This window comes from Metaclostridioides mangenotii, from assembly GCF_017873185.1.
GTDB classification, from domain to species: domain Bacteria; phylum Bacillota; class Clostridia; order Peptostreptococcales; family Peptostreptococcaceae; genus Metaclostridioides; species Metaclostridioides mangenotii.
The window spans coordinates 905,613-917,886 of sequence record NZ_JAGGJX010000001.1; the positions used below are offsets into that span (position 1 = coordinate 905,613).

15 protein-coding genes are annotated in these 12,274 nt (G+C 29.9%); 4 read left to right on the forward strand and 11 right to left on the reverse strand.

Annotated features, from left to right (window positions below):
* Window positions 1-9: 9 nt before the first annotated feature.
* Complete coding sequence (locus J2Z43_RS04325) at window positions 10-1,050, reverse strand: N-acetylglucosaminidase (protein WP_327786919.1); 1,041 nt, start codon at window positions 1,048-1,050, stop codon at window positions 10-12.
* 228 nt (window positions 1,051-1,278) lie between these two features.
* Here J2Z43_RS04325 and J2Z43_RS04330 point away from each other — a divergent pair, with 228 nt between their 5' ends.
* Window positions 1,279-2,016 (forward strand): NAD-dependent protein deacylase, encoded by a 738-nt coding sequence (locus J2Z43_RS04330; RefSeq protein ID WP_209456008.1) that lies wholly within the window; start codon window positions 1,279-1,281, stop codon window positions 2,014-2,016.
* 87 nt (window positions 2,017-2,103) lie between these two features.
* Window positions 2,104-2,421 carry a MazG-like family protein gene (locus J2Z43_RS04335; protein ID WP_024620660.1) on the forward strand — a complete coding sequence of 106 codons (318 nt, stop codon included), beginning with the start codon at window positions 2,104-2,106 and terminating at the stop codon, window positions 2,419-2,421.
* 119 nt (window positions 2,422-2,540) lie between these two features.
* On the opposite strand, the gene J2Z43_RS04340 is transcribed toward J2Z43_RS04335, so the two are convergent.
* Window positions 2,541-3,038: a GNAT family N-acetyltransferase gene (locus J2Z43_RS04340; protein WP_209456009.1), complete on the reverse strand. Its 498-nt coding sequence runs from the start codon at window positions 3,036-3,038 to the stop codon at window positions 2,541-2,543.
* Window positions 3,039-3,173: 135 nt separating this feature from the next.
* Here J2Z43_RS04340 and J2Z43_RS04345 point away from each other — a divergent pair, with 135 nt between their 5' ends.
* A complete protein-coding gene (locus J2Z43_RS04345) occupies window positions 3,174-3,824 on the forward strand; it encodes a TMEM164 family acyltransferase (RefSeq protein ID WP_209456010.1) in 651 nt (216 codons plus the stop codon).
* Window positions 3,825-3,968: 144 nt separating this feature from the next.
* Here the strand turns inward: J2Z43_RS04345 and J2Z43_RS04350 are convergent, their stop codons facing one another.
* The 8 genes from J2Z43_RS04350 to J2Z43_RS04385 all read right to left on the reverse strand — a co-directional run bounded on the left by J2Z43_RS04350 (window position 3,969) and on the right by J2Z43_RS04385 (window position 10,755).
* Entirely contained in the window at window positions 3,969-4,430 is a 462-nt protein-coding gene (locus tag J2Z43_RS04350; RefSeq protein ID WP_209456011.1) for a spore germination protein GerW family protein, read from the reverse strand.
* Window positions 4,384-5,010, reverse strand: a complete 627-nt coding sequence (locus J2Z43_RS04355; RefSeq protein WP_209456012.1) for a DUF2953 domain-containing protein — start codon at window positions 5,008-5,010, stop codon at window positions 4,384-4,386. Before J2Z43_RS04355 ends, J2Z43_RS04350 begins: the two co-directional genes overlap by 47 nt.
* 183 nt (window positions 5,011-5,193) lie before the next feature.
* Window positions 5,194-5,724, reverse strand: a complete 531-nt coding sequence (gene scpB, locus J2Z43_RS04360) for an SMC-Scp complex subunit ScpB (protein ID WP_209456013.1) — start codon at window positions 5,722-5,724, stop codon at window positions 5,194-5,196.
* A 3-nt stretch (window positions 5,725-5,727) separates the two neighbouring features.
* Window positions 5,728-6,450: a segregation and condensation protein A gene (locus J2Z43_RS04365; RefSeq protein ID WP_209456014.1), complete on the reverse strand. Its 723-nt coding sequence runs from the start codon at window positions 6,448-6,450 to the stop codon at window positions 5,728-5,730.
* A gap of 12 nt (window positions 6,451-6,462) precedes the next feature.
* On the reverse strand, window positions 6,463-7,074 hold the full coding sequence (locus J2Z43_RS04370; RefSeq protein WP_209456015.1) for a site-2 protease family protein: 612 nt from the start codon (window positions 7,072-7,074) through the stop codon (window positions 6,463-6,465).
* A 143-nt stretch (window positions 7,075-7,217) separates the two neighbouring features.
* Entirely contained in the window at window positions 7,218-8,378 is a 1,161-nt protein-coding gene (locus tag J2Z43_RS04375; protein ID WP_209456016.1) for a D-alanyl-D-alanine carboxypeptidase family protein, read from the reverse strand.
* A gap of 54 nt (window positions 8,379-8,432) precedes the next feature.
* Window positions 8,433-8,636 carry a CD1290 family small acid-soluble spore protein gene (locus J2Z43_RS04380; RefSeq protein WP_234925964.1) on the reverse strand — a complete coding sequence of 68 codons (204 nt, stop codon included), beginning with the start codon at window positions 8,634-8,636 and terminating at the stop codon, window positions 8,433-8,435.
* Window positions 8,637-9,078: 442 nt separating this feature from the next.
* Window positions 9,079-10,755: a ribonuclease J gene (locus tag J2Z43_RS04385; RefSeq protein WP_185748337.1), complete on the reverse strand. Its 1,677-nt coding sequence runs from the start codon at window positions 10,753-10,755 to the stop codon at window positions 9,079-9,081.
* Between the two features lie 195 nt (window positions 10,756-10,950).
* On the opposite strand from J2Z43_RS04385, the gene J2Z43_RS04390 reads away from it, so the two are divergent.
* Complete coding sequence (locus J2Z43_RS04390; RefSeq protein WP_209456017.1) at window positions 10,951-11,688, forward strand: metal-dependent hydrolase; 738 nt, start codon at window positions 10,951-10,953, stop codon at window positions 11,686-11,688.
* A gap of 98 nt (window positions 11,689-11,786) precedes the next feature.
* Here J2Z43_RS04390 and J2Z43_RS04395 read toward each other — a convergent pair whose 3' ends face one another.
* Window positions 11,787-12,227, reverse strand: coding sequence for a Fur family transcriptional regulator (locus J2Z43_RS04395; RefSeq protein ID WP_024622033.1), 441 nt, complete (start codon window positions 12,225-12,227; stop codon window positions 11,787-11,789).
* Window positions 12,228-12,274: the final 47 nt, after the last annotated feature.

Genomic DNA, 12,274 nt, shown 5'->3' on the forward strand with positions numbered 1-12,274 from the left:
TAATTAATTTTATTTACAATACTGTGGTATTTCAAATTCTAAAACAGCGTTAGGGTCGTAAATATTTATTAACCCGTACATAACACCTGAGATTCCGTTAGCCCAGTTTACATCTGTAGCATATTGATGCCAAGTTATATCGTAATTCCATCTCATCTTATAAACACTATTTTGATTGTACTTAGCGCTATTTGAGTAACTATCAGATATCCACTTAGCTGATCCATCTATAGTTGCATCTATAGTAGTCCATCCATTTGAATATGCAGCTTCTGCTCCAGATAGATTGGCTGTACCATCTACTGCTCCTATACCAAAGAAATTGTAAACCATCACTGGCTTTTCTAATTTTTCTCCTTTGAACGTTGTTAAAAGCTGACCTTGTGCTAATGTAGATTTTCCGTATCCAGTCTCCCACATTGAATGAGCCACAAAATAAACTGGATCTATATTGTACTTCTTAGCTGCATCTTTAAAGGCTTGTCCTTTATTGTGAAATATATCTGTTGTCTTTGAATTTAAGTATGTATTTAATCTATCAACTGATACTTCTCTGTATGTGTTGGTCTTTAAAAACTGCATCATACCTTTTTCTGTATCTGTAAAGTTATAAGGATTTAGGTAATACTCTAAATCAGTCCTCTCTGCATTTACATATGATCTAGACAATTGTTTCATCAAATAAGTAGTCATCATTTCACTGCTTTTTGATGCATTTTTGTTTACCAAGTTTGTTCCTTGAGAAAGTTGTTTATCAACATGATTTGATAATGAATAATCAAGAGGACTGTGGTTTACCACTGCTCCATCCATATCTATTACCTTACCGTCATCTTCTCCTGTATTTTCATCTCCAGGATTTAAAATTCTATCTCCTATTTTTCCGGCCTCAACCATATTTGAATAAACAGAATCCCATTTGGATTTTGTTGTGCTTTGTGCTGTCTTATTAGCATTATTATCTAAAACCGTCTGATTACCTGTAGCATTGACACTAAGAGCTGCCATCTGTAAAACTATCAGCGTAGTTATAAAAGTCTTTTTATTCACTCAATCTCCCACCTTTTTCTTATTTTGTAATAAATTTGTAACTATTTCTTTTATATTATACGACAATTATTTTAAAAGGTAAATACAGAACACACGTTGCCCGTGTATATTAGCTTGAAAATTACGGTAATACCAATAACTTTACTAGTTTGATATAATGTAATAATAAGCTCGTTTTATACAATCTAATAATATGAATGAAGTATTTGTTTCAGAAGGGAGATCAATATGTGTATAGATAAATTAAAAGAACTTATAGATATATCGAATAATATAGTGTTTTTTGGAGGAGCTGGAGTATCTACAGAATCAGATATCCCTGATTTTAGAAGTGCCTCAGGGCTTTTTAATGAAAAGCTAAATAAAAACTTTTCTCCAGAAGAATTAGTATCACACTCTTTCTTTGTTATGTATCCTGATGTGTTCTACAAATTTTACAAAGACAAACTAATATACAAAGATGCAAAACCAAATAAAGCACACATAGCTCTTGCAAAACTAGAAGAATTAGGAAAATTAAAAGCTGTGATCACTCAAAATATAGATGGATTACATCAAATGGCCGGAAGTAAAACTGTGTACGAATTACACGGTTGTGTCCATAGAAACTACTGTTTGAACTGCAATAAATTTTTCGATTTAAACGAGATGTTAAATTTAGAAGGCAGTGTGCCTCACTGTGATGAATGTGGATCTATAGTAAAGCCAGATGTTGTTTTATATGGAGAAGCACTAGACAATACCATAATAAACAATGCTATAAGAGCTATAGAAGAAGCCGATCTATTGATCATAGGGGGAACCTCTCTAGTTGTATATCCCGCTGCAAGCTTTGTATCCTATTATAAGGGAAAAGATATAGTACTTATAAACAAAAGTAAAACTGGATACGATGGAAATGCTAGTGTCGTAATCAATGAACCAGTTGGAGAGATATTATATAAGGCAGTTCTAGAATCAGAATAGATTAATATTTGATATTATTATACATTTTTAGTATAATGTCTAAAGGATTTTTGATAGTATAAATTAATCCACTGAAAGGAGATAATTATGAAATTAAAGACAATTTCCCTACCAGAACTAAACAACCTCAGCCCAACTTTAGAATCTACATTTATAAAAATGGGTGAAGAACAAGGTGAATTAGCTGAATGTATAGGTAAATACAGGAATTTAAGCGGAGAAAATAATTCTCTAGATGAAATAGAAATAATAGAAAAAACAGCAAAAGAATTAATGGATGTAGCTCAAACTTGTATCACAATGATGTTTAAACTTGAAGAACAATACGGAATAAATATAGAAGAAATAAGAAAAGAGCATATAGCTAAACTTGAAAAAAGAGGCTACATAAAGAAAAAAGATTAGGTTTATAAATTTTCTACACAACCCAATCCTTTAAATAGACTTTAATAACAATTTATAGATTTTAATAAGTCATGAAACAGATGTTTCATGACTTATTTGTGTAATGTATTAACTAGTTCTTACAATAATTTTTCATAGCAATTAAAATGTTTTGGTTTCTTTCTTAAATTTACCTCACCTGTTTTTACAAATCCGCATTTAAGTAAAAAATTATTCATTTTAATATTCTCATCGTAAGTATCAGCTTTTATATAAAAGTACTTTTTTTCTTTAGCTAATTCTTCTGCAAATTCTATAAACTTCCTTCCAACTCCTTTTTTCTGTATATTAGGAGTAATACACATTCGATGTACGACTATTGCAGGCCCCTTTTTTGACCAGTTTACATTTATGTACTCTTTAGCCTCAACTTCATTTAAGCAAATTACGCCTAACATTTCTTCACCTTCACAAATTTTATATAGTTCCCCATTTTTTATATCCTCTTCAAAACTCTCCTTCATCGGATATGTATCATCCCACTGTGTATTGTGTTCATTTATCATTATTTTTTTATTTTCCATTACTATTTCCATTATTTTGTCTATATTTTCTGGAACTGCTTTTTTTATTTGCAACTAAATTACCTCCTTTATCTTATGTTGATATTTTTAATATATAATATTTTTTAATACATTTATTATATTATATATTAAATTACGTCTTAGTGAATATACATATACAATTAAGTGTTTAGAGGGAGGATCGTTAACATGTTCGATATCAGCCATTTTTCTGGCAATCATTTAGTAGTAATATTTTTATTTGCTCTATTTTTACTTTTTTGTCCTAAGTTAATAAAAAATATGCTACCATATAGCTATTTTATTGAAAAGATTCTTTCTGTTTTACTCATTTTTTCTGTAGTTTTGGACCAAATGGTTAAAACTTTCTCAAAAGAGTACAGTGTAGGTACTTCAATGCCTATAGGAACTAGCTTTATAGTAGTGTACTTGGCATTTGCTATATTCATATTAAAAAAATATCACCTATTCAATGTGTATTTCTCCTGGAGTATTGTATCCACTTTCGGTGAAATTTGGTTCTTTAGAGATCTAGATACTACTTTTTTTAGTATTGAATCTGGACTATTTTTATTTACTAAGTGTTTAATCATATATTGTTTAATATATATGACAGAGGTAAGAAAATTTAAAATAAATAGTTCCGCAGTTAAGGATAATTTAATTGCATGTACACTTTATTTTCCTCTTTTATTTATATTGAATACAATAACTAATTCGAATTATCCTTACGCATTTTTAAACTACAATGTGTTTAGTATACTTATTTTCTGTATAGTTACAAGCATCATTTATATCCCTGTTGCTATTAATGATGAATTAAACCTAAAAGGCAGATAAGATAATCTTCGATTTATTCTCAGATTGCCAACTTTTAGGATTAAAGATTTAATATTTAATTCTAAACCAAAATGAGCGATTGATTATAGTACGAGTAATCAATCGCTCATTTTATTTAGAAAGTCTTTTTCCTATAAGTTAATATTATCTTTTATTTTTATGATGTTTCTTTCCCTTTTTATCACACTCTTTTTTATTGTTTTTCGACATATTTTGAATTTTCTCTAATACCTTTGGAGTTATGTTCAATATATTGTCTACTAAATTTACACTGCTGTCCATACTCATAAGTCGTGTTTCGCCATTTTCAACTACCACAAAGGCAACTGGTTGAATTGAAATTGCACCTGCACTTGCACCTGCAAAATTTGTATCATTTCTTTCTTCACTGTTATTTAAATCGATTTCTACTTTTTTATTTTTATCATACCCTTTGGAGTACTCTCCACCACCGATTCCAAATCCTATTGTTACTTTAGAAATAGGGACTACTACAGTACTTTCAGTCTGAATTGGATCCCCTACAATAGTATTTGCATCTATAGAACCTTTAATGGTTTCAACAGTTGTCTCCATAAGATTCTTGATCGACCCTGTCGCTCTCATCTTTATCACCTTCCCTAAATTCGCCTTTATTTTTCTTATATATACTGTAAAGGGTTCTTCCTAAATAAATTAAATCCTTTATCCTTGGTTTTAAATGCAGCTTTACATTACCAACTAAGTAATCTTTTAAATAGTTTGGCTTTACGTTTAAATATATTTTTTTAGGCTTTATAAGATTTATAATATTACCGTATACTGTATTTATAAGTATAAATATAAATGATGTAAACTGTATATTTGTATTTCCAAACTCTATATCTGAGTAAAATTCCTCTAATTTTACCTTGCTTAATAAATAGTAAATACTTAAAATGTCGTCGGCCAGCAATAAATTTTTCTCCTTATACTTCGCTTTCCCCTTCTCTCTTTTTTCTTTTTCTTCGGCTGGGTAAATCTGTCTATTTATATTTATTAAATTAAATAGAAATTTTACATTTAAATTTATAACTACATCTTCATTCCTTATCTTAGAATATATAATTATATTTAAAGAAGAAATAGAAATTATAAATATAAGTGTAAAAACTAAAACTATTGCTAAAGTTGCTCCACTGACTCCATATAATTCAAAAAGTTTCATATCTATATTATCATCAAAAAAACTAATAACTATACTCTTTTCAATAAAATATAGCATAAAATCATTAACATTATATTGAAACTTAAAATCTAAAAATAAAAAAAGCCTCAAAAATAATATACATTATTTTCAAGACCTCTCTTATTATCTTTTAAGTTTCTATACGATTCGAGACATGTTGCATTATTCCTTTAATTTATACTGATCTAAAGGTGGAAGATCTTCTAGCTTTTCGATTCCCAATGTCTTTAAAAATTCTTCGGTTGTTTTATAAATAATTGGTCTTCCTATTTTTTCAAGCCTTCCAGCTTCTACAATCAAGTCATTTTCATATAGAGTACTTACAGCCTTATCACATTTAACACCTCTAATATTTTCTATTTCAAGTTTTGTGATAGGTTGCTTATATGCTATTATTGTAAGCGTCTCTAGCGTTGCCTGACTCAGACTTTTTTTCTTTTGAGGTTCTATAATTTTGCTTATGAAATTTGCATATTTAGTATTTGTACACATTTGATATTTATCTTCTAACTTGATTATTTGCAGGCCTCTATCTTTTTCTCTGTATTCATTTATTAAATCATTTAACATGATCTCTATCTCTTTAGGAGATAATTCATCATTGATTATGCTATTTAACTCTTTTATAGTTATTGGATCACCATATGCAAACATAACCGCTTCTATTATATATTTTATATCTTCACGTCTCATAATCTAATTCTCCAGCTTTTTCTTTATTAAAATATCGTTGAATAAAAGATCTTGCTCTACTACTACCTCTTTAACTTTTATTAACTCGAGCAAAGATAAAAATGTAGCTACTACTTCATTTATATCGTATCCATCAATAATTTTCGAGAACTTTGCTTCATCTGTTTTTTGCAAAAGCTCTCTTATGTATTTAGACTTTTCTTCTATAGGAACTATTTTGTTGTTAATAAGCTTATCTAGTTTTTCATCAATTTCATCTACAGTATCTTTGATTTTTCTAGAGCTTATAATATTAGGCAAAATTTTCATTATATCTTCTAAGGTTATATCTTCAAATGAAATAGACTCATCTGCCACTATTTCTTGTTGATTTCTATAGAATCTATCGTTTATATATCTTATATTTTTATTGAGTTCTTGCGATGCCTCTTTGAATTTTTTATATTCTTCTAACTGTTCCATAAGATCTATCCTAGGATCTTCTTCATCTTCTTTTTTATTGTACAATAAAAACTTTGACTTAATTTCAAGAAGCTTTGATGCCATTGCTATAAATTCACTAGTTACTTCCAAGTCCATCTTATCCATCATCTTTAAATAATCGATATATTGATTTGTAATATCCACAATAGATATATCTTTTATCTCTATTTTATGTTTGGTTATTAAATCGTATAAAAGATCCAGAGGACCTTCGTATACTTGTAATTGAAAATTATACTCCATTTTATTACCTCTTTATCTATATCCTGCAAAGAATGTCACTATTGAAAATATAACACTGTATATAGGATTTAGCACTACAGTGTATAATCCTGTTACAAGTGCTATTAAAAGCACAAAAAAACCTACTCTTTCAAATTGATACATGTACTCGCTAAATCTATCTGGTATAAACGATGCTAAAACTCCCCATCCATCTAGTGGAGGTATTGGAAGTAAATTAAATGCAGCCAATCCCATACAGTACATAATAATTAAATTTAAAATATCTACAACATAATATACTTTTATAAAATTCATCAAAATTAAACATAGTATAGCAGTTAATATATTAAACACAACACCGGCCATAGAAACTATAAAGTTACCAACTCTATAATTTTTGTAGTTATTCGGATTTACTGGAACGGGTTTTGCCCATCCAAAATGAAAAATAAACAACATCAGTATACCAATTGGATCAACGTGATTCATTGGATTTAAAGACATTCTACCTTCATCTTTTGCTGTATCATCTCCAAGTAAATGGGCTGCAAAAGCGTGACCAAATTCATGGACTGATATCGCTACGGCTATTGCAACAACTGAATTTATCAGTGTAGTTATATCGAAGTTTCCTAATCCCATATATCTCTCTCCTAATTTTTTATATTCCTCATTATATCAATTTATTGTAGTTTAATCAAAGTTGTTATTAAATTACATCTAAATTATGAAGTAAATTAAAAAAGAAGCCATCAGACTTCTTTTTTAATTTAACAATTATACTATTATATCATATTTTCTATGATTCTTTGAAGCATTTGAATATAACTTGCCTTCTTAATATCTTTAGTATTTATAAGATCGACTTCACCTATTACTTTATTATCCTTCATTATCTGAACTTTTCCTAAAACCGTTCCCTTTTTAATTGGAAGTTTTGGATTTTGCTCAAGTTTAATTACCTTTTTAAAATCTTTAGATTCACCTTTTTTAACTAAAGCAGTTAGGTCATCTTTTACAACTAAGTCAATTTTATTATCATCAGCCTTATCTAAATTGAGTTTTCCGACTCTGTCGTTTTTATTAGCTATCTTCACACTCTCGTAGTTTGCAAAACCGTAGTTAAGTAAACTAGATGCGTCGCTAAATCTTTCAGGAGAAGTCTCAGCTCCTAACGTTACCGCAACTAAATGGGTATTTCCCCTTTTTGCCGACGCTGAAAGACAATACTTAGCTTCTTTAGTAAATCCAGTCTTTACGCCAGTAGCTCCGTTAAAATGTTTAATCATTTTATTAGTATTAGCAAGACCGACTTCTACCTTTTTCTTTCCAACAACAACTTTATCCATCCAAGTCGTTAGATATTTACTAATCATATCGTGCTTTAATAATTCCCTTGACATAATAGCTATATCATTTGCCGAAGTGTAGTGATTATCTACAGGTAAACCGTTTGTATTAACGAAATTTGTATCCTTCATATTTAATTCTTTAGCCTTAGAGTTCATCTTCTTAACAAACTCCTCAACACTACCAGAAATATGTTCTGCCATTGCAACACAAGCGTCATTAGCTGATGCAACCGCAATACCTTTTAAAAGATCATCCACAGTCTGAGTTTCTCCAGGCTCTAAAAATATCTGGCTACCTCCCATACTAGAAGCATTTTCACTTATTTGAACACTGTCATTTAGCTTTATTTTTCCCTCATCAATAGCCTCAACCGTAAGCAGCATAGTCATAACCTTCGTCACACTAGCAGGTGGAAGCTTTTTATGGGGATCTTTTTCATAGAGAACCTTACCTGTTCCAACATCCATAAGAATAGCCGATTTAGAAGCAAGTTCAGTCTTTTGTTTCTCACTATCATTATTGTTAGCATACGAAAATCGAACAGGGGTAAGTGCAATCATCATCGCCAATAACATACTAGTTATTTTTTTCAATCTTTCTCACCTCTTTATATATATTTACAGTTATTTTCTCTATTTTAGGTTTTTTTATTCCCTAACCTTACCATTAGTTTTTTTATCACTATTTATCGACGGTAATTTTCCAAAATACCCCTCCAAAACTCCACCAGAAGCAGCATTTTCCAAAGCATCAAAAACAAATTCCCTATCCACACCATATTCATTTGCAACTTCCAACCTAAGCTGTTTCAAGGCCCGTATTGCATTATCATCTATATTTTTTTTCTCCAAAGATAACACCTCCAAAAAATTAAATTCACAAAAAATCAGTTACACAAATAGCTTTTGCAAATTCCTAAATATTACTATGGTATTTCCTTACATAAAAACTAAAATTTTGAAATCGCTATCTATTTTAAATCAACAAAGCAAATAAGCATAGGAAATATGCACTGAGCATTCTGGACGGCTACTTGTCTACATGATCAGTTCATATTTTCCTATGCTTATTTACGTAATCTCATTCTACATATCAATGCCACTCCGTGGCCTAAAGAAGTCTTAATTTTTTAAGCTCTTCTTTCTATCAGAGAATAGCTAAAAAGTCGGATATTAGATATGCTCCGCATTTTTAGACACTCTTTGTCTAACATGTAAAGAATATCTAATATCCAACTTTTTCACGGCCTCTCAAAAAAAAAGAGCTTTAAAAAATTAAAGCTCTTTCATACAACTATACTTCCATTATTATTGGCAGTATCATAGGATTTCTCTTTGTTTTTTGGTATAAGTAATCCTTTAGATTTTCTTTTATATTATTTTTAAGGTAAGCCCATTCTTTAATGTTCTTTTCTTCGCATTCTAAAAGTACATTTTTAATTACATCTTTAGCTCCACCTATAAGATCTTCTGATTCTCTAACATATACAAATCCTCTAGAGATTATATCTGGCCCTGCTAGGACTTTTCCTTCGTCTTTTGATATAGTAACCACTACTATCATTAAACCGTCTTCAGACAGGTGTTTTCTATCTCTAAGAACTATATTTCCAACATCTCCTACACCTAATCCATCAACTAATACATTTCCTGTTTGAATTCTTCCTTCAACTTTAGCTGAATTTTTATCTAATTCAAGTATATCTCCTGTTTGCATGATAAATATATTATCTTCATTCATACCAAGTTGTTTTGCTAAATTTGCGTGTGTTTTTAGCATTCTATACTCACCATGAGCTGGCATAAAGTATTTTGGCTTAACTAGTGTATGAATAAGTTTTAATTCTTCTTGGCAAGCATGTCCAGATACATGTATATCTGCTACATCGCTGTGAACAACAGATGCACCTTTTTCTAATAAAAGGTTTATTACTTTTGAAATCAACTTTTCATTTCCTGGTATTGGATGAGCAGACATTACAACAACGTCTCCATCTTTGATTTCAACCTTTTTATGCTCTGAATATGCCATTCTTGCAAGAGCTGACATAGGCTCCCCTTGTGAACCAGTAGTTATTATTACTAATTCTTTGTCTTCATACTTAGATATATCATTTAAATCAATCATCATGTCGTCAGATATCTCTAGATACCCCAGATCTTTAGCAACTGCAAATACATTTACCATTGATCTACCAGACATTGCGACTTTTCTACCAAATTTTTCAGCTGCATATATTATCTGTTGTAGTCTGTGAATATTTGAAGCAAATGTAGCTACAATTATCCTGCTGTCTTTAGATTTTGCAAATACATCGTCTAAACCAACACCTACTGATTTCTCCGACATAGTAAATCCTGGTTTTTCCACATTGGTACTATCCGCCAACATTAAAAGAACTCCTTCGTTGCTTAACTCACAGAGTCTGTCTAGGTCCATAACATCACCATCTATTGGAGTAAAGTCAACCTTAAAGTCTCCAGTATGGTATATTATCCCTTGATCTGTGTGTACAGCTATGGAGTAGGCATCTGGTATACTATGATTATTTTTAATAAACTCGACATCCATACATCCTGCTTTTATTATTTCTCTTGGAGCAACCGTTGTTATTTTGATATTATTCATTTTGTGTTCTTTAAGTTTAACTTGAATCAACCCTACACTTAATCTAGATCCATATACGGGTACGTTTATCTTCTTAAGTATATAAGGTAGTGCTCCTATATGATCCTCATGACCATGTGTAATAAATATCCCTTTAACTTTGTCCCTGTTCTTCACAAGGTAAGTGATATCTGGGATTACGATATCCACTCCTAACATTTCATCTTCCGGGAAGCTCAGTCCCGCATCGATTACAATTATTTCATCTTTATACTCAATCGCAGTCATATTTTTACCGATTTCATTGAGTCCGCCCAAGGCCATTACCTTGATCTTATTGGCATTTTTTTTGATCAATTGCATCATCTCCTTCTGTCTATTTAATTTTAAAATTACTATTAATATCAAATCACACGCTCTTTACCAGTTACTTACATTGTAACATAGTTTGTATTTAATTTTAAGCCATATTTATAATACATAAACTGTACTATTTTGACAAAATTATCTAATTCTGATATTCTCTAAATACTATAAAGTTACTAATTAGGAGGGTTTATGCGCGGCAAATCTCATGGTGCAATCGGGTTTTTAACAGCCATACAGACATCATTAATATTTAAAATTCCTATTTCGATAGTCGGTATTTTGGTCGCCACTATTTTTTCAATTTTACCTGATTTAGACCAACCTAATTCTTCTATATCACAACTAATATTTAAAAATGATATATCTAAATATATATATAAAATTTTTATTTATTTGGTGAATATACTTATTTTTTTTATCTCTATAAATATAAATGAAAACTTCTATATAAGCGCTATAATAACATTTGTCGCTATAATAATAATTGAGGCAAAAATCACTCATACACTTATCAGAAAAGTTTTTTTATCGCTTATATTTATATTGTTAGCTATTTCTTTATATTTTATAAACGTTCAAATATATTTTGTTATGTTTGCACTAATTTTTGCAGTTTTTCCATGGCTTAAACATAGAAGCTTTTCCCATAGTTTGTTCGCAGTAATTATGATCTACTTTATACTAAAGCAGATTGAATTGGTTTCTGGATTGGGCTATTTATCTATTTATGGAACTATTGGATACGGTAGCCATATATTTATGGGAGATTTATTCACGAAACAAGGTGTCCCACTATTTTATCCAATAAGTGACAAAAAAATATCTCTTGGATTTTTAAAAGTGGGAGGAAAATTCAGCAATTTTGCCGAGTACCTGTTTATACTCGTTCTATTTGCTATAGTTCTTCTATCAATATATAAATTATAATCCAAAAATAAATAATAAAATAAAAATAGAGGATATCATGTATTGGCTAGAATTCAAATAAAATCTGAGCAAATACAACATATCCTCTATTTTTTAAATTACTCTTTACAAGACTCACATAAACCATAAAATTTGACTTCATGATCTACAATTTTAAATTTATATAATTCCTGAATTTCTTTTTCAATATTATCCAGCAAATCTTCTTTTACTTCTATTATTTTCCCACAACTTTTACAAATAAGATGATGATGATTGTGAGAATCTTCATCATGTAAATTTATTTCGTATCTTATGCAACCATCGTCTAAATTAAGTTTTGATATCACACCAATATCATCTAGAAGCTGCATTGTTCTGTAAACAGTTGCAAGTCCTATTTCTGGACAATCTTTCCTAACTAAATCATAGATTTCTTCACTGCTCAGGTGTGAACAATCGTTTTTAATTAAAACTTCAACTATAGCTCTTCTTTGAGGAGTAATTTTAAATCCAGTTTCTTTCAACCTATCTTTTAATACATCGAATGTATTCAACATAATATCGCCTCGTTTTCAGTTGATAATCTTTATTACCTATCATTTTA

What these genes read in the sequence shown, in the direction of transcription:
- J2Z43_RS04385 (WP_185748337.1), bottom strand. Translation starts at nt 10,755, where the DNA reads ATGCAATTGATCAAAAAAAATGCCAATAAGATCAAGGTAATGGCCTTG.
- J2Z43_RS04365 (WP_209456014.1), bottom strand. Translation starts at nt 6,450, where the DNA reads ATGGAGTATAATTTTCAATTACAAGTATACGAAGGTCCTCTGGATCTT.
- J2Z43_RS04355 (WP_209456012.1), bottom strand. Translation starts at nt 5,010, where the DNA reads ATGAAACTTTTTGAATTATATGGAGTCAGTGGAGCAACTTTAGCAATA.
- J2Z43_RS04335 (WP_024620660.1), top strand. Translation starts at nt 2,104, where the DNA reads ATGAAATTAAAGACAATTTCCCTACCAGAACTAAACAACCTCAGCCCA.
- J2Z43_RS04345 (WP_209456010.1), top strand. Translation starts at nt 3,174, where the DNA reads ATGTTCGATATCAGCCATTTTTCTGGCAATCATTTAGTAGTAATATTT.
- J2Z43_RS04350 (WP_209456011.1), bottom strand. Translation starts at nt 4,430, where the DNA reads ATGAGAGCGACAGGGTCGATCAAGAATCTTATGGAGACAACTGTTGAA.
- J2Z43_RS04330 (WP_209456008.1), top strand. Translation starts at nt 1,279, where the DNA reads ATGTGTATAGATAAATTAAAAGAACTTATAGATATATCGAATAATATA.
- J2Z43_RS04395 (WP_024622033.1), bottom strand. Translation starts at nt 12,227, where the DNA reads ATGTTGAATACATTCGATGTATTAAAAGATAGGTTGAAAGAAACTGGA.
- J2Z43_RS04390 (WP_209456017.1), top strand. Translation starts at nt 10,951, where the DNA reads ATGCGCGGCAAATCTCATGGTGCAATCGGGTTTTTAACAGCCATACAG.
- J2Z43_RS04370 (WP_209456015.1), bottom strand. Translation starts at nt 7,074, where the DNA reads ATGGGATTAGGAAACTTCGATATAACTACACTGATAAATTCAGTTGTT.
- scpB (WP_209456013.1), bottom strand. Translation starts at nt 5,724, where the DNA reads ATGAGACGTGAAGATATAAAATATATAATAGAAGCGGTTATGTTTGCA.